The 25,328-nt window shown below is 34.4% G+C and carries 29 protein-coding genes and 1 riboswitch; of the genes, 8 read left to right on the top strand and 21 right to left on the bottom strand.

Annotated elements, in window-relative coordinates:
- Positions 1–7: 7 nt before the first annotated feature.
- The 3 genes from msrA to BFG57_RS18585 all read right to left on the bottom strand — a co-directional run bounded on the left by msrA (position 8) and on the right by BFG57_RS18585 (position 1,109).
- The gene (gene msrA / locus BFG57_RS09125) at positions 8–493 is read right to left on the bottom strand and encodes a peptide-methionine (S)-S-oxide reductase MsrA (RefSeq protein WP_069717301.1); all 486 of its coding nucleotides are present in this window, start codon (positions 491–493) and stop codon (positions 8–10) included.
- A gap of 192 nt (positions 494–685) precedes the next feature.
- Positions 686–853: a hypothetical protein gene (locus tag BFG57_RS18890; protein ID WP_175428309.1), complete on the bottom strand. Its 168-nt coding sequence runs from the start codon at positions 851–853 to the stop codon at positions 686–688.
- Between the two features lie 85 nt (positions 854–938).
- Positions 939–1,109, bottom strand: coding sequence for a hypothetical protein (locus BFG57_RS18585; protein ID WP_175428310.1), 171 nt, complete (start codon positions 1,107–1,109; stop codon positions 939–941).
- Positions 1,110–1,276: 167 nt separating this feature from the next.
- On the opposite strand from BFG57_RS18585, the gene BFG57_RS09135 reads away from it, so the two are divergent.
- On the top strand, positions 1,277–2,053 hold the full coding sequence (locus tag BFG57_RS09135) for an HAD family hydrolase (RefSeq protein ID WP_069717180.1): 777 nt from the start codon (positions 1,277–1,279) through the stop codon (positions 2,051–2,053).
- 131 nt (positions 2,054–2,184) lie between these two features.
- On the opposite strand, the gene BFG57_RS09140 is transcribed toward BFG57_RS09135, so the two are convergent.
- The 12 genes from BFG57_RS09140 to BFG57_RS09190 form a co-directional block, all read right to left on the bottom strand.
- Positions 2,185–3,009, bottom strand: coding sequence for a serine/threonine protein kinase (locus BFG57_RS09140; RefSeq protein WP_069717181.1), 825 nt, complete (start codon positions 3,007–3,009; stop codon positions 2,185–2,187).
- A gap of 8 nt (positions 3,010–3,017) precedes the next feature.
- Positions 3,018–3,203 carry a hypothetical protein gene (locus BFG57_RS19630; protein WP_425388492.1) on the bottom strand — a complete coding sequence of 62 codons (186 nt, stop codon included), beginning with the start codon at positions 3,201–3,203 and terminating at the stop codon, positions 3,018–3,020.
- A 357-nt stretch (positions 3,204–3,560) separates the two neighbouring features.
- Complete coding sequence (locus BFG57_RS09145) at positions 3,561–4,412, bottom strand: alpha/beta fold hydrolase (protein WP_069717182.1); 852 nt, start codon at positions 4,410–4,412, stop codon at positions 3,561–3,563.
- Between the two features lie 129 nt (positions 4,413–4,541).
- Complete coding sequence (locus BFG57_RS09150) at positions 4,542–5,585, bottom strand: anthranilate phosphoribosyltransferase (protein WP_069717302.1); 1,044 nt, start codon at positions 5,583–5,585, stop codon at positions 4,542–4,544.
- Positions 5,582–6,313, bottom strand: coding sequence for a sirohydrochlorin chelatase (locus BFG57_RS09155; protein WP_069717183.1), 732 nt, complete (start codon positions 6,311–6,313; stop codon positions 5,582–5,584). The genes BFG57_RS09150 and BFG57_RS09155 overlap by 4 nt, the downstream gene beginning before the upstream one ends.
- Positions 6,314–6,328: 15 nt before the next feature.
- The gene (gene cobA / locus BFG57_RS09160; RefSeq protein ID WP_069717184.1) at positions 6,329–7,096 is read right to left on the bottom strand and encodes a uroporphyrinogen-III C-methyltransferase; all 768 of its coding nucleotides are present in this window, start codon (positions 7,094–7,096) and stop codon (positions 6,329–6,331) included.
- 69 nt (positions 7,097–7,165) lie between these two features.
- Positions 7,166–7,372: a DUF3906 family protein gene (locus BFG57_RS09165; RefSeq protein WP_069717185.1), complete on the bottom strand. Its 207-nt coding sequence runs from the start codon at positions 7,370–7,372 to the stop codon at positions 7,166–7,168.
- Positions 7,373–7,380: 8 nt separating this feature from the next.
- Entirely contained in the window at positions 7,381–8,988 is a 1,608-nt protein-coding gene (locus tag BFG57_RS09170) for a nitrite/sulfite reductase (RefSeq protein WP_069717186.1), read from the bottom strand.
- 25 nt (positions 8,989–9,013) lie between these two features.
- Complete coding sequence (gene cysC / locus BFG57_RS09175; protein ID WP_069717187.1) at positions 9,014–9,607, bottom strand: adenylyl-sulfate kinase; 594 nt, start codon at positions 9,605–9,607, stop codon at positions 9,014–9,016.
- A gap of 13 nt (positions 9,608–9,620) precedes the next feature.
- On the bottom strand, positions 9,621–10,763 hold the full coding sequence (gene sat, locus BFG57_RS09180; RefSeq protein ID WP_069717188.1) for a sulfate adenylyltransferase: 1,143 nt from the start codon (positions 10,761–10,763) through the stop codon (positions 9,621–9,623).
- A gap of 40 nt (positions 10,764–10,803) precedes the next feature.
- Positions 10,804–11,883, bottom strand: coding sequence for a sulfate permease (locus BFG57_RS09185; RefSeq protein ID WP_069717189.1), 1,080 nt, complete (start codon positions 11,881–11,883; stop codon positions 10,804–10,806).
- 8 nt (positions 11,884–11,891) lie between these two features.
- The gene (locus BFG57_RS09190; RefSeq protein ID WP_069717190.1) at positions 11,892–12,614 is read right to left on the bottom strand and encodes a phosphoadenylyl-sulfate reductase; all 723 of its coding nucleotides are present in this window, start codon (positions 12,612–12,614) and stop codon (positions 11,892–11,894) included.
- Between the two features lie 231 nt (positions 12,615–12,845).
- Positions 12,846–12,947, top strand: a riboswitch (SAM riboswitch).
- Positions 12,948–13,089: 142 nt separating this feature from the next.
- Between BFG57_RS09190 and BFG57_RS09195 the strand changes: the two genes are divergently transcribed.
- Both BFG57_RS09195 and metC read left to right on the top strand, forming a co-directional pair.
- The gene (locus BFG57_RS09195) at positions 13,090–14,211 is read left to right on the top strand and encodes a methionine biosynthesis PLP-dependent protein (protein ID WP_069717191.1); all 1,122 of its coding nucleotides are present in this window, start codon (positions 13,090–13,092) and stop codon (positions 14,209–14,211) included.
- On the top strand, positions 14,198–15,379 hold the full coding sequence (gene metC / locus BFG57_RS09200; RefSeq protein ID WP_069717192.1) for a cystathionine beta-lyase: 1,182 nt from the start codon (positions 14,198–14,200) through the stop codon (positions 15,377–15,379). Before BFG57_RS09195 ends, metC begins: the two co-directional genes overlap by 14 nt.
- A 180-nt stretch (positions 15,380–15,559) precedes the next feature.
- Here metC and BFG57_RS09205 read toward each other — a convergent pair whose 3' ends face one another.
- Complete coding sequence (locus tag BFG57_RS09205) at positions 15,560–16,174, bottom strand: nitroreductase family protein (RefSeq protein WP_069717193.1); 615 nt, start codon at positions 16,172–16,174, stop codon at positions 15,560–15,562.
- 867 nt (positions 16,175–17,041) lie between these two features.
- Here BFG57_RS09205 and BFG57_RS09210 point away from each other — a divergent pair.
- Together BFG57_RS09210 and BFG57_RS18895 are read left to right on the top strand one after the other, a co-directional pair.
- Positions 17,042–18,928 (top strand): LTA synthase family protein, encoded by a 1,887-nt coding sequence (locus tag BFG57_RS09210; protein ID WP_245676727.1) that lies wholly within the window; start codon positions 17,042–17,044, stop codon positions 18,926–18,928.
- A gap of 118 nt (positions 18,929–19,046) precedes the next feature.
- Positions 19,047–19,190, top strand: coding sequence for a hypothetical protein (locus BFG57_RS18895; protein ID WP_175428311.1), 144 nt, complete (start codon positions 19,047–19,049; stop codon positions 19,188–19,190).
- Positions 19,191–19,307: 117 nt separating this feature from the next.
- On the opposite strand, the gene BFG57_RS09215 is transcribed toward BFG57_RS18895, so the two are convergent.
- Positions 19,308–19,565, bottom strand: a complete 258-nt coding sequence (locus tag BFG57_RS09215; RefSeq protein WP_069717194.1) for a stage VI sporulation protein F — start codon at positions 19,563–19,565, stop codon at positions 19,308–19,310.
- A 127-nt stretch (positions 19,566–19,692) separates the two neighbouring features.
- Between BFG57_RS09215 and BFG57_RS09220 the strand changes: the two genes are divergently transcribed.
- Positions 19,693–19,896, top strand: a complete 204-nt coding sequence (locus BFG57_RS09220) for a helix-turn-helix domain-containing protein (protein WP_069717195.1) — start codon at positions 19,693–19,695, stop codon at positions 19,894–19,896.
- Between the two features lie 343 nt (positions 19,897–20,239).
- On the opposite strand, the gene dat is transcribed toward BFG57_RS09220, so the two are convergent.
- The 4 genes from dat to queC form a co-directional block, all read right to left on the bottom strand.
- Complete coding sequence (dat, locus tag BFG57_RS09225) at positions 20,240–21,073, bottom strand: D-amino-acid transaminase (protein ID WP_069717196.1); 834 nt, start codon at positions 21,071–21,073, stop codon at positions 20,240–20,242.
- Between the two features lie 160 nt (positions 21,074–21,233).
- Complete coding sequence (queE, locus tag BFG57_RS09230) at positions 21,234–21,962, bottom strand: 7-carboxy-7-deazaguanine synthase QueE (RefSeq protein ID WP_083249151.1); 729 nt, start codon at positions 21,960–21,962, stop codon at positions 21,234–21,236.
- Positions 21,959–22,396: a 6-carboxytetrahydropterin synthase QueD gene (gene queD, locus BFG57_RS09235; protein WP_069717197.1), complete on the bottom strand. Its 438-nt coding sequence runs from the start codon at positions 22,394–22,396 to the stop codon at positions 21,959–21,961. The genes queE and queD overlap by 4 nt, the downstream gene beginning before the upstream one ends.
- On the bottom strand, positions 22,393–23,061 hold the full coding sequence (queC, locus tag BFG57_RS09240) for a 7-cyano-7-deazaguanine synthase QueC (protein ID WP_069717198.1): 669 nt from the start codon (positions 23,059–23,061) through the stop codon (positions 22,393–22,395). The genes queD and queC overlap by 4 nt, the downstream gene beginning before the upstream one ends.
- A gap of 305 nt (positions 23,062–23,366) precedes the next feature.
- On the opposite strand from queC, the gene BFG57_RS19410 reads away from it, so the two are divergent.
- The gene (locus tag BFG57_RS19410) at positions 23,367–23,495 is read left to right on the top strand and encodes a hypothetical protein (protein WP_281186651.1); all 129 of its coding nucleotides are present in this window, start codon (positions 23,367–23,369) and stop codon (positions 23,493–23,495) included.
- A 467-nt stretch (positions 23,496–23,962) separates the two neighbouring features.
- Positions 23,963–25,186: a dicarboxylate/amino acid:cation symporter gene (locus BFG57_RS09245; protein ID WP_069717199.1), complete on the top strand. Its 1,224-nt coding sequence runs from the start codon at positions 23,963–23,965 to the stop codon at positions 25,184–25,186.
- Positions 25,187–25,328 lie beyond the last annotated feature (142 nt).

Below are 25,328 nucleotides of genomic sequence, written 5' to 3' on the forward strand. Positions count from 1 at the left end.
TTGTTTTTCACTTATGATCACTCCAATGTTTATCGATGAAACCTTTACGACCTGAACCAACATGATATAGCTCATAATGTGTCGCGTTCTTCTTATAATAATCTTGATGATATTCTTCAGCTGGATAGAATTCACTCGCTTGTATTATTTCCGTTGCGATAGAAGCTTTGAATTTCCCACTTTCTTCAAGGTTTCGTTTTGATTGTTCTGCTATTTCTTTTTGTTCATCATCATGATAAAAAATCGCTGTTTTATATGAATCCCCACGGTCCCCAAATTGTCCACCAGCATCGGTTGGGTCAATTTGTTGCCAAAATATTTGAAGTATCTTCTCATATGGAAAAACGGTTGGATCATACGTAATCTGAACCGCTTCATAATGTCCTGTTGTATTAGTACATACTTCTTTATATGTAGGATTTGGTACATGTCCACCTGTATAACCTGATACAACCGATTCAATACCATCATATTGATCAAATGGTTTAACCATACACCAGAAGCATCCACCTGCAAATGTTGCCTTTTTCAAAGAATTATTTTTACCTGTCACTTCCTCCACACCTTTCAGAAGATACTTTATTACTGTATTTAAGATGGTCGTATTATAACATGCCCTGAAATGATTCGCTAAAGATATGCATCTCGTAACATATGAGCAATCATTGTCATCTTATTTATATACTTAATAACCACCAAATATAATTCCAAAACATGCTGAGTTTACTAGAAATGTAATTCCCATACCGATTAACATACCTTGTAAGAGTGATGTGCGTTTTTTATATGCTGCCCATATTAATGCTGGAATCATATAGATAAGCTGAGATAATCCGATAAAAAAGAAAGCCATAGGATACAAAAATAATAGTGAATGTAACACAAATGTGTAACCTATTCCTAATAAAATTTCTTTTTTCTTTGTAGGAATGTGATCGTTATGATCTTTCTGCTCCGACTACTACCCAAATAGACTGTTCAAATGGTATCTTGTCTTTATTTCTCGTGAATAAATAAACTCGAAAACCAATGAAGTACGCAAGCATCTCAAACACGAGATGAGGATGAAGCTCCCAGCCCAACAAAGGAATCATAATTGGAAAATTCACTATAAAACAACCTTATTTTACCATATTGTTAAAATTATAACATCTTGACTGTTTTTAAGCGATCTTACCTCTATTCACTATTTCATCAACGCAAGACGGCATGTCTATGTTACAATTATTTTCATAATTAACAGATATACAATCTATACATAGAGGAGCTAATACAAATGAAGACGCTTATTTTTGATTTAGATGATACGTTACTCTGGGACGCAAAAAGTGTAAAAACAGCCTTCGAGAAAACGTGTCAACTTGCTACTGAAAAGTATCAACTTAATGCTGAAGAATTTGAAAACGCAGTGCGTGAAGCCGCAAGAGAACTGTATCAATCCTATGAAACATTTGCATTCACACAAATGATTGGCATTAATCCATTCGAAGGATTATGGGGAAATTTCGGTGATGATGAAGAAAACTTTAATAAACTAAGTGCACTAGTACCACAATATCGGAAAAATGCATGGATAAATGGTCTTAAAAAAATGGGAATAAATGATGAAGCATTTGGTGAAGAACTTGCAGAAATTTTCCCTCAAAAACGCCGAGAGAGCCCATTTGTATATGAAGAAACGTTTGATATATTAGACAAGCTTACTGGGACATATCAATTAATCTTACTTACAAACGGTTCACCTGAACTACAAAATGAAAAGCTAACTATTACACCTGAAATCGCTCCATATTTTGATCATATTATAATCTCAGGAGCATTTGGCCGAGGGAAACCAGATCCAACAATTTTCGAACACGTCCTTTCTAAAGCTGGCATTGATACGACTGATGCATTAATGGTTGGTGATAACTTACTTACTGATATTAAAGGGGCAAATGCAGTAGGCATGAAATCTGTTTGGATCAACAGACACAATAAGAAAAATGAAACAGAAATTAAACCAACATATGAAATTAAGAGCTTACATGAACTATTTAATATTTTAAATTAAAACAACGAGGCAGCGTATCTATGCTGCCTCGTTAATTTATACATATTGAAAGTGATTTGTATGCTGTTCACACTTCTCAATGTGCACTTATTTTAACTTATGATCTTTACTTGTACAAAATAAGCAATATTTCATGGTGTGATTGAATTAAAAAGAAACGCTTCTACTTCTCTTCTTGCTTCAGAAGCTGTCCGATACGGAGTTTCACGTTGTAACAATTTACGTATGATTGATACAGCATCATTCGGTAACGTAAGCTCTTCTTCCCAAGATTCCTCTTTACGATTATGCGGTTGAAAGCTTGAGTATAATAGAAATAATGTTGTATGTCCTAATGCATACAAATCACTTTGAGGTGCAATTTCTCTCATTAATGGTTTTTCGTCTATACATTGATGAGAGTTTAATTGCACATGTTTTTTTTGATTAACCAACGACCGTGATAAGCCAAAATCAATTACCTTTATCATGTCACCATTTACAATTATGTTTGGTAGCCTTAAATCACGGTGAACAATTTGATTTTCATGCATTACTTCCACAATTTCTAACAGTTGTTGTAGAATAGTAAATGCCTCATTAACTGAATACATTTTGTGATCATGAAATACAATTTCTTCAAACGTCTTGCCTTCAATGATATCTTCCGCTAAAAAGTAATGATCATTTTCAACGATCTCTTCTCTAACATTTGGAAAGTATGAATATAACACAAGTTTTTGTAATGAGATACGCTCATAGTGAAATGGAGAACGCAAATAACTTTTCTTACGACTTCTTCTTGCTTGTTTTAGGACACAAATATCGTTTAACTCATGATCTTTTACTTTATAGACAAGACCATAACTACCTTGGCCGATAAAAGAGCAAATTTCGTATCTATTTGCTACTCGTGTTCCGATTTTAATCGGACGGTCAAAAATTAATCGTTCAATGATTTGTTTAGCTCTCTTCATGAACTTAATTAACTACTAAAGAAACTAGAAAAAAAACTTTTCTTCTTACGTTTGTAATGGTGATGACCATAATCATAATGAGAGCGATGATGCTTATGCATCGAGCGCTTTCTATAATCGCTACTCGAGAATGAAGAATAATGTCGTCCAGATTTCAAGAGCTTTTTTATTATTTTATCAATCACACGTCTCACACTCCTTTAAGTTATTATATGTTCATATAAACCTATCACAACTATAATCTTCTATGTGCTATTGGTGAAATGACTAAGCAATCATTACTATATAAGCTCACTTACCTATTATTAACAGAAATTACTTTATTCAATAATAAAATTTCGCTTTATATTGTTACTTACGTATAACATTCATTAAAGGTTTCAGAAATCCAAGCATATTTAAAGAATTAATATTTTAGCACTATGTAAATATTTAATACAAGTTGATCGCGACAATGAAAACACATATATTGAAAACAGGGGGATAGAAGCCCCCCTGAACAAAACACGAAATATGCATATGTAGCAAATGAATTAAATGTTAAGTAACTTTTATTGAGAAGCAATCGTTATAGAGGCTAAATACTCGTGGATTAACTTAAATGTGTCCTCTGCTCTTTCTTCTGGTATGAGATGACCTGTTTTCGGTAGCAACTTCAGAGTGGAATATGGCAAATCATTCGCTAAACGTTGGCCTATCTTCACTGGGATGATCTCATCTTGCTCACCATATATAAGAAGGGTTGGAACATGAATATTTTGAAGTTGTTTTGATGACAAATCGTCTTCACGATGCCGTAAAAAACGAGTCATCCCTGTTAACATTCCCCGTTTCATAAACGGTTCCTCGTATCCTTTGACCATCTCATCATCAATCATTTTTTTGTTGTACACAACATCATTTAAATTGCCTCTTACACCCTTTTTTTGAAGATACCCCTTTAATATAAAAGGAAAAAATGGAATATAAGTTGCAGTTTTAATCTTTCTAGGGAATTTTGTCATGTAACCAGATCCAGCAATTAAAATAAGGGACTGACATTTTTCTTGTTTAATTGAAGCAATTTTTAATGCAACTTGTCCACCCATTGAGTGACCGACAAGGACGAATTTTTCGATTGATAACAATTCAAACATTTCGACGATAACTGCTGCGATATAATCCGTACGATATGTGAAATTTTTCACCTTACCACTTAAACCAAAAGGTGGCCAGTCTAATGCAAGCACTGAATAATGTTCTTTTATTAATGGGATTAACTTTCTAAAGCTAAATAATGAACTTAAAAAACCATGCAATAAAACAAGTGTTGGTCGTTTCTGATCAGCATGTTGAAAATAGTGATAGTGTATATCGATTCCTTTAACACTTATAAATTCACCTTCTGAATTTATAACTTGCATACAATCACCCCTATAGATGCATCAATTGACTAAGACACATTTATAAGTATGTTATACACTTTTTGTACGAATAGCAAATTAACGCACAAAGACATTTTTCAAATTCGATAATCAAGATTTGTACCTCGATTATCGAATTTGTGAAGTTTTCCAACTTTGCAAATGTCTCATTCCTTTGCTCGATTCTAATTGAGCACGGGCGTAGTTTATACCATCTTCCATTGATTGCTCATAACCTAATAGATAATAGCGTAGTCCCGCATTTAGCAACACTTGTGAAACATAAGGTTTATTCGTTTTCGTAACTTGTCCATCTAAAATAGATTGAATGATCTCTACTTGTTCATCCAATGCTAGCTTTTTCGTACACACTTCTTCATCTTCATCTAAATGATAATCAGATGGACGGATGATAAATGACTGCGGTTCATCACCTGAACTATCAAAGACAAAACTATTTCGATGTGTTGGTACATCCTCTGAACCTTCAATTCCTTGTACAACAAATGCTTTACGGAACGATAACTGAGGTAACATTGGTAGTATCTTATTAATGGCTGTTCGATGAAAAGCTCCAAACATAATCGTTTCTGCTTGAGCAATATTTAATAATTTTTCTACTGTATTAAAGAGAGTTCTTACTGACAAGTCTTCACGTATACTTCTTAATTGAACCAATTGACTGCAAAAAGAATCAGTATAACCGAAAGCTATTTGATGTGAATAAATTTGTTCTTCAAGTTGTGACTTTTCTGATTGATTAATAATCCCTAAATTCTCAAACACTTGCTTTAAAGACGTCCCATATTTAGGTGGTAAAGAATCACTACTATGCAGAAAAACGGGAATTCCTCGTTCTGCTAATAAAATGCTCACTGGGATCGTTGCATAAAATGAATTCCTCCCACTATACGGGCTTGCAAAATCGACTAATTTTTCTCTTATAGATTTTTCTAAGTTAAGATGAACTGTCTTATGTGAAAAAACTTCAGCAAATGCTTGTAGTTCTTCAGGTTTTTCCTCTTTCATTCGTTGTGCTATAAGAAATGCAGCTGTTTGTACATCTGTAGACTGCCCAGTTGCAATTGTTTGAGCAGCCTCAATTGCTTGTTCGTAACTGAGATCTTTTGAACCTCTACGTCCTTTGGCAATATCCTTTATTATATGTTTCAAATACATACACCTTCCTTTATTGCTTCTATAATACGTTGTTGTAAGACGTCACCTAATAACCAATGCTCACCGAGTGGGTCACATACTGAGAGTTGAAACTTGTTAGCTTCTCCTTGTATATTTTCTAGTAGTTTCCCTGCAAATAGCAAATAAGGGACAACTATTTTATCGTAGCTATCTTCCTGAGAAAACAAAGTTAAACCATCTGATAAGGAAGGGTCCGCACCTACCAAAAAAGCGACATCAACAGACTTATATGAATATTGTTGTTTAAGGTTCTCCGCTATTGTCCTGAAAGTCTGGATCTGTAATGGATCACTGCTTCCTCTTCCCACAAATAACACTCTTGTTTTTTGAGGTTTGTGATAGCCCTTTTCTTCAATCCGTTCTTTAACAACTCGTAACATTTTTTCATGTACACCGAGGGGTTTCCCATAGATAATTTGAAGATAAGGATATTTTATTACAGAATTTCTCACTTCAGTTGGAATATCAACCTTTGCATGTGTAGCCGATAAAAGCAGAAATGGAATGATAACCACACTTGTCGCACCCTTTTCAACACATCGCTGAAGTCCCTGTTCAATATTTGGAGATGCTAGCTCTAAAAAACAAACCTCTTGAATTGGAGCTGATACACGTACCTTTAACTGATTTAATAGATTAAATGCTTGTTCATTACTTCTTTTAATTCTGCTGCCATGACAAATATAGAGTACGGCTTGCAAGTGACTTCACCCTTTCTAGTAAGCTTCTTTAGCAAGCGAGGTGTTAATATTTTCAAACCATGCTATTTTTTCTCTTAAACGGACAACTTCACCAACGATTACCATAGAAGGATTATCGATTTTATTTTTTTGAACTACGTTTGCGATTGTACTTAACGTACCTGTAACTGTTCGTTGTTGTTCTGTCGTTCCCCAATGAATGACGGCTACTGGGATTTGTTCAGACCAACCATGTTCGATTAATCGTTCACAAATATATCCAAGTTTCGTAATTCCCATGTATATAGAGAGAGTATCTATATTTTTAGCCAATGCTCTCCATTCTTCTGCTGATTGTTCCATACAGCGATGACCTGTTACCATTGCAAAAGATCCACTTACATTCCGATGTGTAACTGGAATTCCTGCATACGCCGCTGCTGCAGTGCTTGCCGTTACTCCAGGTACAACTTCAAATTCTAATCCATGTTTAGCTAATGCTAAGGCTTCTTCTCCACCTCTTCCGAATACAAATGGGTCTCCTCCTTTTAATCGTACGACCGTTTTTCCTTTCTTTGCTAGTTTCACTAAAAAGGCATTAATCGTTTCTTGTTGCATCGTATGATAGTTCGGTAACTTGCCGCAGTAAATTAATTCAGTACCTTCCTTCGTATAACTTAATAGCTCCTTGTTAACGAGCCGATCGTATAAAACAACATCAGCTTTTTGTAAACATTTAAGACCTTTTAACGTTAATAATTCAGGATCTCCTGGACCTGCTCCCACTAAATAGACTTTTCCCATCAGTCACACTCCCTTATAATCGATTTCTCTTAACTTCAATGAGTAAAAGTAGAGCAGGAAACCCTGCTCTTACTCCTCTTCTTGAATGACAAATGCATTACCTTTGTTTATTTTCTTTTTCTCATATAGGACAATTTCTTCGATTTCTGGGATTTTCAAAAATTGCTTTTCAATCTCTTGTTCTGCGTATGCAAATGCCTCTTCTTCCGACTGTGCTGCTGTAACAATGTTAAATTCACCAGCTGATGTCGTGGCTCTTAATCGATATAAGTTCATGTTTTTACCTACGCTAAGATCTCATCAAGTTGATTTTGTAATTCATCTGTCCCTACACGTTGTACATAATCATAAAACAACTCATTATCAAGTTTATTATCTTTAAACTTACTTAAAAATTTTGCAGTTACTATATGCAAATTCTCTGCATCAATTTTCCCTTTCAACTTGGTGTTGTACTCGCCACCATTTAACAACGTTCCACCAACATATAGTTCATACGCCTCAACTAATCCTTTTTCTTTCGTTTTTAACTTAACACCTTGAAAACCTAAATCAGCAATTTGACGTTGACCACAAGAGTTTGGACAACCAATCATATGCATACGTACTGGGACATCGATTTCCAATTGTTCATCTAAATAAAGCGCCATACTTCTCATACGTTCTTTCGTTTCAACTAGTGCAAGATTACAATATTCGATTCCAGTACATGAAACAGCATAACCAATGAACTTATTTGGATTCGTTGTAATTCTTTCAAACACTTTCTCTGAAAGAAGCGATTTAACGTTCTCATCTGGTACATTTGTTATTACGATGTTTTGTGCATTACATGTTCGAACTTCACCACTCCCATATTTCGCAGCAATATCAGCAATTTCGAACACCTCATCTGCTTCCAAGCGTCCTACAGGAACGTTAAAGCCAATATAATTTAACCCTGCTTGTTTTTGCTTCTGTACTCCATAAAAGTACCCACCATTCCAACCTTCATGTAACTCTTCACCTTGTTCAGGTACACCTTTTACATATTCGCGGAATTTTTCAGTGAATTTTTCAGGACCCCAATCTGCCACTAGGAACTTTAGACGTGCACGATGACGTTTCTCTCGGTATCCAAAATCACGGAAAATCGTTGCAACCGCAATTGCTGCTTCCTTCACCCTATCTTCTTCAAGGAAAACATTTAATGTTTGTGCTAAGTAAGGTTTAGCAGATAATCCTCCACCTACCTTAAGGTGAAATCCTACTTTTTCAACACCATCAACCACTTTCTTAGCTGGCACAAATGCTACACAGTTAATTTCTGCATTCGATGCATTATAGACATTACTATTGACAGATATTTTGAATTTACGTGGAAGATTTGAGAACTCTTCATTTCTCTGAAAATAGTCATAAATCTCCTTCACAACAGCTCGAGAATCTAAAGCTTCGTTAGGATCGATACCTGCTAACGGATTACCCGTTATATTTCTCGTAATATCACCACATGCTCCAACTGAAGATAAACCAACAGACTCTAATCGTTTGAAAATGTCAGGAATTTGCTCAATCGTTAACCAATGAAACTGAATTGCTTGCCTTGTCGTAATATCGAATACTCCGCGGCCATAATCACGACTAATTCCAGCCAATACTTTTAACTGGTCATTGTTCAATATCCCATTAGGTACATTAACTCGCATCATGAAGTAACCGGCTTCTTTCGGTTTCTGCAAATATAGACCTGCCCACTTAAAATAATCCCACTGATCCTTTGGAATTGATTCAAAACCTTGTTTCGCATAATTTGGAATATCATTTAAAATTTCTAAACCATCTTTATCAAGCTTTGCCAGCTCATTCTTACTTAATTTTTCATTATTAGACCAAACTTTTTTATAACTCAATGTTTGACCGCTCCTCTCATTATGATTAAATCCAGTTGCGAGCTTCTAAATACTGAATAATCTTCTTAACAGAATCTTCTACTGATAATTTTTCTGTATTTACAGTGATTTCGGGGTTAATTGGTTTTTCGTACGGTGAGCTAATACCAGTAAATTGAGGTATTTCACCATTACGTGCTTTCTTATACAACCCTTTTGGATCTCTTTTTTCACAACTATCTAATTCACATTCAACATACACTTCTACAAATTCATCTTCTTCTATTAAGTTACGAACTTGTGCACGATCTTCGATAAATGGTGAAATAAAAGCTGTTAACACAAATGAACCACTGTCTATGAAAAGTTTAGAAACTTCACCAATACGACGGATATTTTCTTTTCTATCTTCATCACTGAATCCTAAATCACTATTCAGCCCATGACGTACATTGTCACCATCTAAAATATAGGAATGTATATCTTTCTTATATAACTCTTGCTCTAACGCATTTGCTAGCGTTGATTTACCAGAACCCGATAAGCCTGTAAACCAAATAACTGCACTATGATGTTTTTTTAACTTTCTACGATCCTGCTTCAAAAGCTGCGTATCATGCCAAACGATATTCTCAGTCATTGTCACCCCTCCTTTAATTTACAGACTCTTGATAGCTTCGCATTAGAATCTCAACTACTTCCGGTCTACTAAACTCTTTTGATGGTTGCACACCATTCCGAAGCATTTCTCGTACTTTTGTACCTGATAAAATAACATGATGTTCAGAACTATGTGGACATGTTTTAGCTGAAGCCATATTTTCACACTTCTTACAATAGAAACTATGTTCAAAAAATAACGGTGTTATTCCTAGCTCACCTTCTTCAAATTCACTAAATATTTTTTGAGCATCGTAAGTACCATAGTAGCTACCAACACCAGCATGGTCACGACCGACAATAAAATGTGTACATCCAAAATTTTTACGAACAATTGCATGGAAGATTGCTTCACGCGGGCCAGCATATCTCATCGCAGCAGAGAATACGGATAAGAAGACACGCTCCTTCGGATAATAATGTTCTAGAATCGTTTCATAACACTCCATTCTTACTTCACTAGGAATATCATCACTTTTTGTTTCACCTACAAGTGGATTAAGGAACAATCCATCAACAATTTCTAGTGCACATTTTTGAATATATTCATGTGCACGGTGAACTGGATTACGTGTTTGGAAACCAACAACTGTTTTCCAGCCTTTTTGCTGAAATTGCTCACGTGTTTCAAGTGGTGTTAAATAATACTGATCAAATTTTGGGCGAGTAACTTCCTTTACTTGTGTAATTTCACCTGCAACATAATAATTGCCACGGCTATATACTTTTGCCACACCAGGATGTTTATCATCTGTTGTTCGATAGACATTTTGTGCTTCTTTTTCCTTATCTGGCTCATATATTTCTTCTACATCAATTACACCGTACGTAACACCGTTATAGACTAGTTTTGCCTGTTTCCCTACTTCAAGTTTCTTAACCGTTGACTCATCGACTGGTAACGTTACTGGAATACTCCAAGCAAGACCTGAAGATAGATGCATTGTCTCAACTACGCTAAGATAATCGGTACTTTTTAGAAAACCCTTAAGTGGGCTATATGCACCATTTGCAATTAACTCTAGATCTGATAATGCAGTATCATCTATTTTAATTTCTGCTCCAATATTAGAAATATTCAAACTAAAATTTATACAATTAACTAATTCTCCACCATGTGGAATACTTACTGTCATTGTTTACATCCTTTCTAATTCTTTTGATCGATTTAATTGACTAAATTCCTCCACCATGCTCGTGAACAGATTGTTTTTCTTTTCTTATCGATACGATTAAATTAATTGTTCCTAATGTTGCAATGATGATACTTAAAATAATAAAGAGTGTATAACCATCCTTCTGAAAAAATGCTTTCATCAAAGTGTAGGACATCACTAGCGAAAAAAATGGAGATACAACCCAAACTAAAATAATTCTTCGAATAATACTTTTCTGCCAATAATTTATCCCAATTTTCGCTGAATCCATTCCGATAATAGACGTTGTTGTCACTTGTGTAAGTGGTATCGGAATACCAAAAAGTGAAGCTATAATTACGAGAAAACCTGATGTTCCAGATATAATGGTTCCTTGTAAAAGTGTAAGTTTTGTAATCTCTTTTGCATTCGTTTCGACAACTTTCCCACCAAAGAGAAATGCACCTAGCGCAACAACCAAACCTCCTGTAAGTAATGCATCATCTGTTTGAATTAAACCTGCACCAACAAGTGGGCCAACAGCGTTTGCAATATTATTCATTCCTGCTGAAAAGCTTTCAATAAATCCAGCTATAATTAACAAACTAGTAAATATTTTTGTATAATAGTTAGATTTTTTCCATTTTTTGATCACACTTGAACGAAGAATATACTTACCACATAAATAAGAAATTAGGAAAGCTATAATTGGTATAATGAGCCAAAACATAATAATGACAACTAAAGTGTTCATGTTTAACACTCTTAAGCTAACTCCTACACCAACTATCGCTCCAACTGCAACTTCGCTCGTTGACAATGGAATTCCAAGCAGATTTGCGATAAGCAAGGATAATGAAGCTGAAACTAAAACGACGATAACTATATTTATCGTCAAATATTCCTCTGATACAATACCCTTGCCTATCGTATGAACTACTTCTCCCCCACCAAATATCGCTCCTAAAAAAATCCCTATCGCACATACCCCTAGAGCTAATCGTTTATTTCGAATTGCTCCCGATCCATATGCAACGGATATTGTCGCAGCAGCTCCACTTGCACCTATATTTAATGCAAAAAAATATGAAACGATAAATGCAATAACTATAAGAGACATTTAACTCACTATCCTTCTGAAGGAGGATCTAAATGTAGGCCACACTCTGTTTTATTACTATTTCTCCAACGCCCACTCCTACTATCTTGACCTTCAACAATTTGATGAGTACAAGGTGCACATCCTATACTAGGGTACTGCTGATCATGAAGGGGATTATATGGTAGATCATTCCTTTTCACAAAACTCCAAACTTCTTCCTCTGTCCAATGAATTAGAGGACATATTTTTATTGATTGAAATCGCTCATCCTTATTAATAAATTGAACATGTTTCCTTGTTTCGGATTGTTCTCTCCGAAGTCCTGAAAGCCAAGCTGTGGCTTTTGATAATTGGTCTTCCAGCGGTTTGACTTTACGATAATAACAGCATTGATTAGGATTGCGTTCCCAAAGTTTTGCACCAAATTTCTTCTCCTGTTGTTCAAGAGAAAGTTCAGGTTTCACTAATTCGATTCGCAGTTCAGGAAAACGTTTTTGAATTTTTTCAATTGTTTCGTATGTCTCAGCAAAATGTAGTCCTGTATCTAAAAAGATTACACGAGCATCTTGTTTAATTTTGGCAATTAGATGCAACAATACCATTGCTTCTAAACCAAAACTACAAGCATACACAAGCTCATCACCGTATTCCTTATACGACCACTCTAAAACAGAGTGTGCTCCTTGAGTACCATCTTCCAAATCAAATGGAATTTGTGGTTCATACCAATTTTTATAATTTAATTTCACTCCAAATTCAAACCTCCTTTTTAAAAATTCCTAATCGTTTTTTATTCCAAGTTTACCAATCAGAATTAACGATTTTTATTGAGCATAAAATAAGTTACGACCTTTTGCAAGATATTTTTAGAAAATTAACTAATATCTAAAAATATCTTGCAATTAAAATTAATTTGTAATAGAGTAATGACTAATCAATAATTAAATATCTTCTTAATTGAACATATGCAACAACTAACTTTCTTATCCAGAGAGATTGAGGGATCTGGCCCTATGAAATCTCAGCAACCAACACAATGTGTGGGTGCTCCTTCCAGCAAGCATTCGCTTGAGAGATGAGAAGAAGTGGAACTATTCTAAGTCCTTCTTCGAAGGACTTTTTTTATTTTTATGGAAAATTTAAGTTTTTCAACGAAAAGAATCACTAAGAATTCATGTAAAGCTTTCCTTACAACTATTTAAAAATATGGAATGAGGGATAAAAATGAACTATAAAATTGAGACTCAATTAGCCCAACTTGGAAATCGAAGTGAAGAAGTAACAGGAACTGTTAATCCACCCGTTTATTTTTCAACTGCTTATCGTCATGCTGGAATTGGGGAATCAACTGGTTATGACTACATTCGCACTGGAAACCCTACGAGGGAAATACTCGAAAATTCAATTGCGAAACTTGAACGAGGAACACGTGGTTTTGCATTTAGCTCAGGAATGGCTGCCATTCAAAACATTTTCTTATTATTTGAACCTGGAGATGAATTTATCGTAACAAAGGACATCTATGGTGGAAGTTACCGATTGTTTGAAAATACGTTTAAGAAATTTGGTTATTCATTTACCTACATTCATAGTTCAGATCCGCAAGACTATGAAGAAGCAATTACAGAGAGAACGAAAGCAATTTTTATTGAATCACCAACTAATCCACTAATGATCAAAACAGATATTAATGGTTTAGCAACTATTTCAAAAAAACATAATCTACTATTAATAGTGGATAACACATTTTTCACGCCAATGCTCCAAAGACCGTTAGAATCTGGAGCAGATATAGTCATTCATAGCGCAACAAAATTTTTAGGTGGCCATAATGATGTGCTTGCTGGATTAGTCGTTGCGAAAGATGAAACAATGTGTGAAGAACTATCAAGTATTCAAAATGCGTCTGGTGCTGTACTGTCACCTTTTGATTCCTGGTTACTTCTTAGAGGAATGAAAACATTAGCGTTACGAATGAGGCAACACGATCATAATGCTAATGAAATAGTGAAATTTTTGAATAATCACCCATCAATTGAAACCGTTCTATACCCAGGTGCAGGTGGTATGCTTTCATTTAAAGTACATGATGAAAACATTATTCAAACTTTACTAAAGAAGTTTGAAATTGTTACGTTCGCTGAAAGCCTAGGCGGAACAGAAACATTTATTACCTATCCTGCAACACAAACACATATGGACATTCCTGAAGAAATACGTACAAGTTACGGTGTTTGTAATCGTTTATTACGTGTCTCAGTTGGACTTGAGCACATCGAGGATCTTATTTCGGATTTTAATCAAGCGTTTCTAAACACATTACAAGAGGTGAATGGTGATGAGTAATTATTCCATACAAACGAGATTGTTGCATAACACATATTCAATTGATCAAACAACAAATGGCGTAAGTACACCTATTCACCATGCATCTACCTACCACCAAGAGGATACGGATCAGTTTGGAAAGTACGATTATTCACGCTCTGGGAACCCAACGAGAGAAGCATTAGAAACTGCAATTGCTGATTTAGAAGGTGGAACGAATGGATTTGCATTTGCTTCAGGAATGGCTGCAATCTCTACATCCTTATTGTTGTTATCAAGAGGTGATCATCTACTTGTTACTGAGGATGTATATGGTGGTACATTTAGGTTCGTTAGCCAAGTTTTAAACCGCTTTGGAATTGAATACACGTTTGTCGACATGACAAATTACGAATTAGTCAAAAACAGTTTTCAAGAAAATACGAAAGCCGTATATCTTGAAACACCATCAAATCCATTACTAACTGTTACTGACGTACGAGCAATATCTTCATTGGCAAAGCAACATAATTGCTTAGTCTATGTCGATAATACGTTCTTAACTCCTGAAATACAGCAACCACTTCAATTAGGAGCAGACATCGTATTACATAGTGCCACTAAGTTTTTAGGAGGACATAGTGATGTAGTTGCTGGACTGGCAGTAACAAATAATGAAGAAATCGCAAAGCAATTATATTTCTTACAAAACACATTTGGTGCTGTACTTGGTCCACAAGATTGTTGGTTAATTTTGCGCGGTTTGAAAACTTTACATGCCCGCCTAAAACTATCAGTACAATCAGCAGAAAAAATAGCAGCTTTTTTAGAAAAGCATCCGTTAATAAAAGAAGTCTACTATCCAGGTCTTAAAAACCATCAGGGTTATGAAATACAAAAGAATCAAGCCAAAAACGGGGGTGCTGTACTATCATTTTTATTAGAAAGTAAAGAACATGTGCAGCAATTTGTTGAACACATACAAATACCTGTATTTGCAGTTAGTTTAGGAGCTGTAGAATCAATCCTATCTTATCCAAAAACAATGTCTCATAGTTCTGTACCAGATGATGAATGTGAAAAAAGAGGGATTCAAGATGGATTATTAAGACTTTCAGTAGGGTTGGAAGATCCAGATGAACTTATCACTGATATAAATCAATCTTTGGAGAAAATAGTGAAGAAAGAAACTTTATTTTCAAAATAAACAAAATGAATTAAAAATTCGATAATTGCAAACTATATTAATAGGAAGAAACTCGTCATAATGATGATTGAAATTTCACTTATTATATAGAAACATAATATACAACTATTCTTACAACTACTAAACTACTTCTAAACAGATAGAAAAGCAGGAACGATATGTCCCTGCTTTTTCTATTCATTATTTAAATGTATTTTTCACAACAACGTCTTCCAATGGAAAACGTCTAGTTCCATGTGCTGGTTCTGCTGCTTTACCTAGAGCAATGAGCATAACTGGTATGTAGCGAGATGATACATCGAAAACTTCAACAAATTTAGCTCGATCAAATCCTCCCATTGCTACAGTATCATATCCTTTTGCTTTAGCAGCTAACATTAGTTGACTTGCAGCCAATCCAGAATTAAGGACTGCTTCATCACGTGCAAATTGCTTATTCTCATAAGCTCCATTAATTTGTGAAAGTAACGCTGCCATTACTTCTTCATTCATGTAGCCACTCTCTACTGCTTCACCATACACACGTTCCGCATTTGTATTAGCTTCTAAATCACCTAATACAGCAATTGTAAGCGAACTGTCAATAACTTGCTGTTGATTGTAGGCAATAGGTAATAGTGTTTCTTTTTGCTTCTCATCATCAATCACAAAAAACTTCCAATGTTGCAAATTCCATGATGATGGAGCTTCAATTGTTGCTTCTAAAATTTCATTTAGAGTTTCTTCTGAAATCTTATGATCTTTTTCATACTTACGCACTGAATGTCTTTCTTTTATTGCTGTAATTACATCCATTCTCGTCACCTCTAATATGTATTTTTCCCAACCTTAATTAAAACGTTCAAATTCACAAAAATCAACTAATATGCTTGCATTTTTTTATTTAATTCGTTAATATATGTATTCTCAATGCCCTCCCTATTGACTCCTGTACTTACTTATAGGTTTAAAAAGTTTGATATATAGAGGTGTCAATCTTCAACAGTTTTCTCATACTTTTCACTCGTATTTAATATATTGAAATTCACCAAAAAATTCTTATCTATCACTATATATTTATGATTAATATGCATATTTCAGCAACAGAGACATAATTTTATTGAATGTAAGTTTTATATTAGCGATGAAAAATCTAAAAGATTTAAATTACCCATACAAAATATACAACCTTACCGAAACAATTAAGTGAAACTCCTTTTATCAGGGGTTTTCTTTTGTAGCACTACTTAATCCAGCTTTTATTTACGTCATTGTTAATCTATTAAAAAAACAATCACCACAGCGCCAATTAAAACTTCACAAGTTCGCCAATAAATTTAATGTTGACCGAATTAAAAATATGAGTATTATAGATATAAGAATCTTAACTTTTAATAATAACTGACGAATGTAACAGTTACGTTACAATTTTTTTAATCTCATGTGAAACTTTTTTCGGCACATAACCGTCTAATTAATTGTTGATAAATAAAAATAGAGTAGTCAACTATTATTTAAGGCCTTGTTTGTTGGTTAATAAGTTAAAATGTACAAATTCTACTAATTTAGTAAAATACTTGCAATAATGCACCTTAAATGATATTCTCAATCTTTCAAGTAAAATCTTAGTAACTAACTACCATATTGATTTATTTGAAAGAACCAAGCACAGGAGGTTTTTTTGTGAAGAATTATTTCAAACGAGTGTTTAAGGTTTTTAAAACCGATAAAACCTTGTTAATAACGGTATTACTATTATGGATTAAATCATATTTAATAATGCGTTTATTTTTCGATTTACCGCTAGATAATATGCTACAAGAATTCATACTATTGTTGAGTCCATTAAGCTCGGTTTTAGTTCTGACATTAATTACGGTCTCAATCTTTAGAAAGAATAAAAAACGTGGTTTATTTATCATGTATGTCACTTCTACGATTTTGTTATTTGCTAACGTAGTTTATTACAGATTTTTTGAAGATTTTATTACAGTCCCTATTTTGTTCCAATTCAAAAACTTTGGTGACCTGGGCGGTAGTGCAAAAGGTTTAATGGAGCCTTATGATATTTTAATGTTTATTGACGTTGTAGTATATTACTACTTTTTGAAAAAAGATCGCCAACCTACACTACAAAAGCATAATCGAAAACTAATTGCTACTTTCGCAGCATTATTACTATTAGTGAATGTTGGTTTAGCTGAAAAGGAACGTCCACAACTATTAACAAGAACATTTGACCGTGAGATGCTTGTTAAATTTTTAGGAGTATACAACTACCATGTATATGACTTAGCTGTACATTCTAAAGCTTCTGCTCAACGAACGTTTGCAGAAAGCAGTGATCTTACAGAAGTTGAAAACTACATTCAACGAGATATTAAGCAACCTAGTGAACTATTCGGTGTTGCCGAAGGAAAAAATGTCATTATGGTATCAATGGAATCACTCCAAAATTTCGTAATAAATTACGAGCTAAATGGTGAAGAGGTAACACCTTTCTTAAATGACTTAATTGGTGACAGTTTTTATTTCAATAATTTCTATCACCAAACTGGGCAAGGTAAAACATCTGACTCTGAATTCTTAGTTGATAACTCGTTATATCCGTTATCACGCGGAGCTGTATTTACAACAAATGCTTCGAATGAATACAATGCAATGCCAGAAATTTTACAGGATAATGGTTACACGACAGCTTCATTCCACGGTAATAATAAAAGTTTCTGGAATCGTGACATCATGTATCAATCATTAGGATATGATTATTTCTTCTCTGAACGTTATTACGACATTAAAGAAGAAGAGAGCATTAACTATGGGTTGAAGGATAAACCTTTCTTCCGTCAATCTATCCCAATGATGCAAGAACTTGAACAACCATTCCATTCGAAGTTTATCACATTAACAAACCATTACCCTTATTTGCTAGATGAAGAAGATGAAATGATCGCACCACATACTACTGGAAATAAAACTGTTGATCGATATTTCCAAACAGTTAGATATTTTGATGATGCACTGCGTGATTTCTTCGAACAATTAAAAGCTAATGGTCTGTATGAAAACTCAATCTTTGTATTGTACGGTGATCATTATGGAATATCTCAAAACCATAATCGTGCTATGTCTGAGGTTATTGGCAAAGAAATTACACCATTTGAACATATACAGCTCCAAAAAGTACCTTTATTGATCCACATTCCTGGTATGGAAGGGAAAACAATGGAGACAGTATCTGGTCAAATCGATTTAAAACCTACTATTTTGCACTTACTTGGAATTGAACAAGAAAATGACATTCAATTTGGTGCAGATTTGTTCGCAACAAACCGTGATGATTTTGTAGTCCTACGTGATGGAAGTTTTATTACTGACGAATACGTTTATACGAAAGAAACATGTTATGATAAAACTACTGGTCAACCAACCGAAGATTCTTTATGTGAACCAGCCAAAGAAAAAGCTCAACTTGACTTAAACCTATCGGATAAGGTCGTTCAAAGTGACTTACTTCGTTTTTTAGACAGTGAGAAAAATACCACTGAAGAAGAAGCAAGTGGCAAATAGATAACATAAAATAAAACGTTCTGGCCTTAAGTCGGAACGTTTTATTTTTTTCATTTATGTGATGACACGCATGAAATATTCTCTTTTGCTTACCCTATTCATGAAGGAGTGATTTAAAATGACAAATAGACAGCCAAACAGCCCTGAACAAAAAGCTAAACTTGGTGGTCGTAAACATGAAACTGAATTTGGAAGTGAATTTGCACAGGGTGAACACAAACGTGCCCAAGGTGCTAAAGCACGTCAAAATAGAAATGATTAAAAACTTAACCCCGATACAGTGAACTGTACCCCAATTGTTAGAAATCGTCTAATAATGGGGTGCAGTTCATTTTACACTTACTTCTTTATTTACTAATATTCACAATAATATTTTTGCCTATTTACCGTTCACCATGTCAGAAATAGTAGAGAAGTCAATCGGCATATTGTTCTTTAACAACGCCTCAACAATTTGCTCTTCTTTATCCTCCGTTACTGGATGTCCTGCAAGCTGTGAAACTTGTTGAATTACTTGTCGAACCGTTTCTTCATCTTGAAAATTAGCATACTGAAGTGAATTTGCGAGCTGAAAAACATCATTCATATCTACACCTGTTTTCTTACCTATATTATCGAAAAATGAATTATTGAACATGTTGTCTTCCCTCCTATGATTACCTTCAACTTAATTTATGTAAATACCCAGACAATTGTGATTCATATCTCATAACAATTAAGTTTAAGGCAAAACTATCTATAATAGCTTAAGGAGGTATCCACTCATGATTCGAAGTTATTTAGCTCAAAGGTTATATGAACATGATATGAAGCTTGTTGAACTTGCTGAAGCAACTGGTTTAAGCAAAGGCGCTTTATCTGACCTTTATCACAACATGGCAGATGAAGTGAATCTAGATGTGTTAAATAAAATCTGTACTCATTTAGAAATTGATGTTGCTGACGTGCTCTCACTTGAAAAAGAATAGATAATTTCGCAATGAAAAGTCAAAGTTTAAGAACAAACAAATTCATTCTTACTAACCTAAAATAGGTTCTATATAGCAAAACTTCTATCTGTATAACGATAAAATAAACTACTTCATGCTACTCATTTGTAATGAATGTTAAAAAGTTAAACTTCCATTAGTGAGGGGGCTTCCCTCCCACTGATGGTTATTTGAATCAATCAGATAATTACTGACGATTTCTCACCAACTTAAATTTCGCTGACTCTTCTAAATTTTGAAGTGAGATTCTTAACTTTAATTGACACGTGATACATATAAAAAGACACTTCAAAATCCGAGATTTTTAAAGTGTCTTACAACCTTATTTATATTGAGCTTGATATGCATTTTGAAGCTGCATAGTATACTTACCAGGTTTACCATCAGCAATCTGTTCTCCATCAACGGTTACGATTGGCATCACTTCTAAAGTCGTGCTCGTTATAAATATTTCATCTGCTTGTTTGAATTGTTCCAATCTAATTTGCTCTTCCTTAATCGGAATATTAAGCTTCTTTGCTAACGACAATACGTTAGCACGTGTGATTCCGGCAAGAATGTGTCGTGATAAAGGTGTTGTATAAAGCATACCTTCTTTGATTATAAAAAGATTACTACTAGAACCCTCAGTCATAACACCATCTCGATGCAAGACTGCTTCGATTGCACCAGTATCAGCAGCTTCTTGTTTCACTAGTATATTCGGTAATAAATTTAATGATTTAATGTAACAGTTCAACCAACGTTCATCTTCTTTTACAATTACTGATGCCCCTCCCTCTCTAAGGTTAATCGAAACATCCTTTGCTTCACGTATTGTCATAGCGACTGCTGCTGCAGCTTCAGGGAAAAGATGTTGACGCTTAGCAACTCCACGAGTTACTTGCAAATAGACTACTGAGTCCTTTAAACCTGACTTTTCTATTCCTTCAAGAATCAACTCTTGAAAACCTTCTAATGTGTATGGTAACTTGATTCGAATTGCTTCCGCACTATCAATTAACCTTACTAAATGTTCAGTCAATCCAAAAGCTTCTCCGTTGTATACACGAACTACCTCATATACACCATCACCAAAATTATGTCCACGTTCATCAATCGGAACAACTAGCTGATCGATATCAATAAACTTACCATTATAGAAAGCTACTTCCACTGTTGTACAACTCCTTTTACTCAATTAATAAAGATGCTCCTATAATATGCTGAATTTTTTACTAATGCAATAATTTGAATCACAAAAGATTTGAAACACAAAAAATCATAAGGAACTTGAAGATTTTCAACCCCAAGCTCCTTATGATTAAGAATATTACTTATACACCGCGTTTATTGCCCCACAATAATGCATGCAGTTGTGGAAGTACACGGACATCATTCATTTCTTTACAGTCTATCACCTTATTTACTAACCACTCATAACTTTTTATTAAATGTAGTGCAAGTTCATTATTACTTTCAGAGATTAAGTTATCATTACCTACTTGTAAGTAAAAAGGTACGTTTGGATAACGCAAGTGAATATCTTTCGCATATTCAAAATCATCATCATTAAAAACAACGACCTTTAAACTCACATGTTCATTAATTCGGTTATCTTTCTCTAAGTTGTCAATGATTTGATCTAACATTAGAAAATCGGTTTTCATTTCTGAACTTGGAGGTTTAGGTGAAAGCGTTAAATCATCAATCTTAACAAACCAATCTTGCCACTTACTACCTTGAGTCTCCAGTGCAGTATTAAACCCTTCTTCTTTGAGTATATCTATTAATAATTGAATTTCTTTTAGTAATGCAGGATTACCACCAGAAATTGTAACATGATCAAATTGATCTCTACCAATCTGCTTTAGTTCACTCACAATATCACTAGCATTCATCTGCCTAATATCTTCTTTAGCTGAACCATCCCAAGTAAATGCAGAGTCACACCAACTACAGTGATAATCACAACCAGCTGTTCGGACAAACATCGTTTTACGTCCAGCACTCATTCCTTCACCTTGAATTGTCGGTCCGAAAATCTCAAGCACAGGGATACTCACTTAAAATCCCCCTTTTTAGGTCGATAAATGCAATAGCTCGTAGGAGTTTCACGTACAAGTATTTGCAAACATTTGGGCTGATTTTCCATCTTATCTAAGTGCTGTTGAATTCTTTCCCATAATTTTCGAGCGACAACTTCAGTTGTAGGAAAATGATTAGGGTCATCTTCATTAAAGTCATCATGATCATTCAATAATGAATGATCAAATCGACCATGAACTATTTTTTTTAATGTTTGAAAATTTACGAGAAAGCCTGTTTTGTCAAGCTCATCCCCTACTATTGTCACATTAACAAAATACGTATGTCCATGAACTTGTTGACATTTCCCAGCGTCAGAATGTGGAATAAAATGTGCAGCGGCAAATTGCATATCTTTATTTAATTCGTAATGATAGTCATGTTGAACTTGCGGATAAAATTGCTGAATCATAAAGTTTCACCTGATTTTTGTGCTAAATATTGCTCTAAGCCTCGTTGCCTTAATTCACAAGCAGGACATGTGCCACATCCATCTCCACGTACACCATTATAACAAGTCAGAGTTTTTTCTCTAACATAATCTAATACACCAAGTTCATCTGCAAGCTCCCAAGTTTCTGCTTTATTTAAATGCATCAAAGGCGTATGAATATAAAATTCATCATCCATTGATAAATTTAACGTAACATTTAGTGACTTAATAAAAATATCACGACAATCAGGATATCCACTGAAATCTGTTTCACATACCCCAGTAATCAGATGCTGTGCATTTATTTGTTTCGCCATCACAGCTGCAAATGAGAGGAACATCAAGTTTCTTCCTGGTACAAATGTATTTGGTAATTCCCCTTCTTCTCCTGCTTTTACTTCTATATCATTTCGAGTCAGAGCATTAGGTGCTAACTGATTCAACAACGACATATCTAACACCGTATTATTTACACCTAGCTCCTTAGCGATTTCCTTAGCACACTCAATCTCATGATTGTGCCTCTGGTTATAATCAAAGGTTACTGTCTCTACTTGCTCGAAATGTTTCAGTGCCCAAAATAAACATGTTGTACTATCTTGACCACCGCTAAATACTACGATAGCTTTCCCTAACTTCTTCATGTAAAATCTCCTTTTAATCTAGTTTTTTTCAGAGGGTTCCCTAGTACCTCCAGAGCGGATTATTTTGTACATTTCAAAAAATACGAATATCTTTTTTATATTAGATAACATTCTCTTCAAATAACAAAACACTCCGATAGTAACTATACCATATTATTTTTCATAATATGATCATTTTTTATTCGATAAAAACATGATATGATTACACTACAAACATATCAATATAAAATTTCCCATGTTTGTTGTTTATATTAAATTTATCAAAATATATTATACATATAATATATTCGATAGGGGGCTATAATATGGGGTCACTAATGCAACTTGTAGGACCATTAACCTTCAGTGCCGTGTTCTTCATCGGATTTGGTTTACTCTTCAAATTCATCCAAGTTCAAGGGCGCAAAAAACACGAAAATACAAATAAAAACTGAGCCTATGCTTAATGCTATGGCTCAGTTTTTTTGCATCTTATAAGATAAAATATTAACTTAGTACCATTCCTCTACCGACTATTCCCCTGTAACTATACATGCACCACCTAATTGTTCATAACTTCTCTATTCACAAATTGTTCGCCTTATCCTAATTAAATACATTTAGTAGCATTAGCGTTATGCTCTAACCAAATGTTTGTACTATTCTAGTAAAATCATATATAAAAATAATCAATTCTTTTATAAACACACTCTTTTTCACTGCGCAAATAACAGGACTATAGTCTCACGAAAAACAATATAAGCATCTAGTATTGATAATATAATAATTTATGATACAATAGGACATATCTTTTGGATTTGTTTTATAGAAAGAATATTCAAAAAAGACAGAAAATTATAAGCAAGGAGGAGTCTATACGCTTTATTAACTAAAAGTAAAAACACATAAGGGAGAGACAAACATGAAATTATCAACGAAAATTATTATTGGACTTATCGCCGGTGTTATTACTGGTATCGTTTTAAACCTAGCTTCTCCAGATTTATTTGCTGTTATTAATGACTACATCTTAGTACCAGTTGGAAAGATCTTTATTAATTTAATTAAAATGCTTGTAGTACCTATCGTATTCTTCTCAATCGTTCTTGGTACGGCTGGTCTTGGTGACCCGAAAAAACTTGGTCGAATCGGAATAAAAACAGTTGGCTTCTTCTTAGTGACTACAGCACTTGCAATATCAATTGGTTTAGCGCTAGCATTTGTCGTTCAACCAGGTACAGTCGGTTCATTTGATACATCAAATGTAGCCTTTGAAGCAAAAGAAGCACCTCCTATTATGGACACGTTTATAAATATCATTCCATCAAACCCAATTAGTGCAATGGCTGAAGGAAATATGTTACAAATCATTGCTTTTTCAATTCTAATTGGTCTAGGGATTACGATGCTTGGTAAAAAAGCAAGTTCATTACTAACTATCGTTGAACAAGGTAATGATTTGATGATGTACCTTGTAAACTTAATTATGTATACTGCTCCATACGGTGCATTCGCACTTATTGCTTCAGCAGTTGGAAGCGAGGGTTATGAGGCTCTCAAAGCAATGGCTTTATACATGTTTGTCGTTTTAGGTGCATTAATAATTCATGGAACTGTTACTTATGGTCTTGCTGTATTCTTATTAGCGAAGAAAAACCCATTCTGGTTCTTTAAACAATTTGCTCCAGCAATGAGTGTCGCTTTTAGTACATCAAGTTCTAGTGCAACACTTCCAATTGCCATGCAAACAGCTCAGAAGCGTTTAAATGTCAAAGAATCTATTAGTAGCTTCGTTCAACCACTAGGAGCAACAATTAATATGGATGGAACGGCTATTATGCAAGGTGTGGCAACAGTATTTATTGCTCAAGTATATGGGATTGATCTTACATTTTCACAAATCATAATGGTTGTCATTACTGCCGTTCTAGCTAGTATTGGAACAGCTGGTGTACCTGGTGTTGGTCTTATCATGCTTGCGATGGTGTTGAAGCAAGTTGGTCTACCAGTTGAAGCTATCGGTCTTGTAATGGGAGTCGATCGCCTACTTGATATGGCACGTACTTCAATTAACATTGCTGGTGATGCTTCTTGTGCATTAATCATTTCTGAATCAGAAGCAAAAAGAGAACAAGCAAAGGCATAAAAGCAAATAAAAAAACCTCCTTATCTGGGAGGTTTTTCATTTGGTCATATTTTAATAATTCGACAAACATAACTATAAATAATAATTTACTGAAATGAGTGATAAAAAATGAAGGATTTCCATTGCTGTGCTACATGTATAC

The sequence above is a fragment of the Bacillus solimangrovi genome (assembly GCF_001742425.1).
In the GTDB taxonomy this organism is placed as follows: domain Bacteria; phylum Bacillota; class Bacilli; order Bacillales; family Bacillaceae_N; genus Bacillus_AV; species Bacillus_AV solimangrovi.

Coding starts and splice junctions, on each gene's coding strand:
- queC (WP_069717198.1), bottom strand. CDS start 23,061: ATGAAGAAGTTAGGGAAAGCTATCGTAGTATTTAGCGGTGGTCAAGAT.
- BFG57_RS09165 (WP_069717185.1), bottom strand. CDS start 7,372: ATGAACTTATATCGATTAAGAGCCACGACATCAGCTGGTGAATTTAAC.
- BFG57_RS09220 (WP_069717195.1), top strand. CDS start 19,693: ATGATTCGAAGTTATTTAGCTCAAAGGTTATATGAACATGATATGAAG.
- msrA (WP_069717301.1), bottom strand. CDS start 493: ATGGTTAAACCATTTGATCAATATGATGGTATTGAATCGGTTGTATCA.
- metC (WP_069717192.1), top strand. CDS start 14,198: ATGGTGATGAGTAATTATTCCATACAAACGAGATTGTTGCATAACACA.
- BFG57_RS19410 (WP_281186651.1), top strand. CDS start 23,367: ATGGGGTCACTAATGCAACTTGTAGGACCATTAACCTTCAGTGCCGTG.
- BFG57_RS09140 (WP_069717181.1), bottom strand. CDS start 3,009: ATGAAGAGAGCTAAACAAATCATTGAACGATTAATTTTTGACCGTCCG.
- BFG57_RS09185 (WP_069717189.1), bottom strand. CDS start 11,883: ATGTCTCTTATAGTTATTGCATTTATCGTTTCATATTTTTTTGCATTA.
- BFG57_RS18890 (WP_175428309.1), bottom strand. CDS start 853: ATGGCTTTCTTTTTTATCGGATTATCTCAGCTTATCTATATGATTCCA.
- cysC (WP_069717187.1), bottom strand. CDS start 9,607: ATGACTGAGAATATCGTTTGGCATGATACGCAGCTTTTGAAGCAGGAT.
- BFG57_RS09135 (WP_069717180.1), top strand. CDS start 1,277: ATGAAGACGCTTATTTTTGATTTAGATGATACGTTACTCTGGGACGCA.
- cobA (WP_069717184.1), bottom strand. CDS start 7,096: ATGGGAAAAGTCTATTTAGTGGGAGCAGGTCCAGGAGATCCTGAATTA.
- BFG57_RS09145 (WP_069717182.1), bottom strand. CDS start 4,412: ATGCAAGTTATAAATTCAGAAGGTGAATTTATAAGTGTTAAAGGAATC.
- sat (WP_069717188.1), bottom strand. CDS start 10,763: ATGACAGTAAGTATTCCACATGGTGGAGAATTAGTTAATTGTATAAAT.
- BFG57_RS09205 (WP_069717193.1), bottom strand. CDS start 16,174: ATGGATGTAATTACAGCAATAAAAGAAAGACATTCAGTGCGTAAGTAT.
- BFG57_RS09195 (WP_069717191.1), top strand. CDS start 13,090: ATGAACTATAAAATTGAGACTCAATTAGCCCAACTTGGAAATCGAAGT.
- queD (WP_069717197.1), bottom strand. CDS start 22,396: ATGATTCAGCAATTTTATCCGCAAGTTCAACATGACTATCATTACGAA.
- BFG57_RS09215 (WP_069717194.1), bottom strand. CDS start 19,565: ATGTTCAATAATTCATTTTTCGATAATATAGGTAAGAAAACAGGTGTA.
- BFG57_RS09245 (WP_069717199.1), top strand. CDS start 23,963: ATGAAATTATCAACGAAAATTATTATTGGACTTATCGCCGGTGTTATT.
- BFG57_RS18895 (WP_175428311.1), top strand. CDS start 19,047: ATGACAAATAGACAGCCAAACAGCCCTGAACAAAAAGCTAAACTTGGT.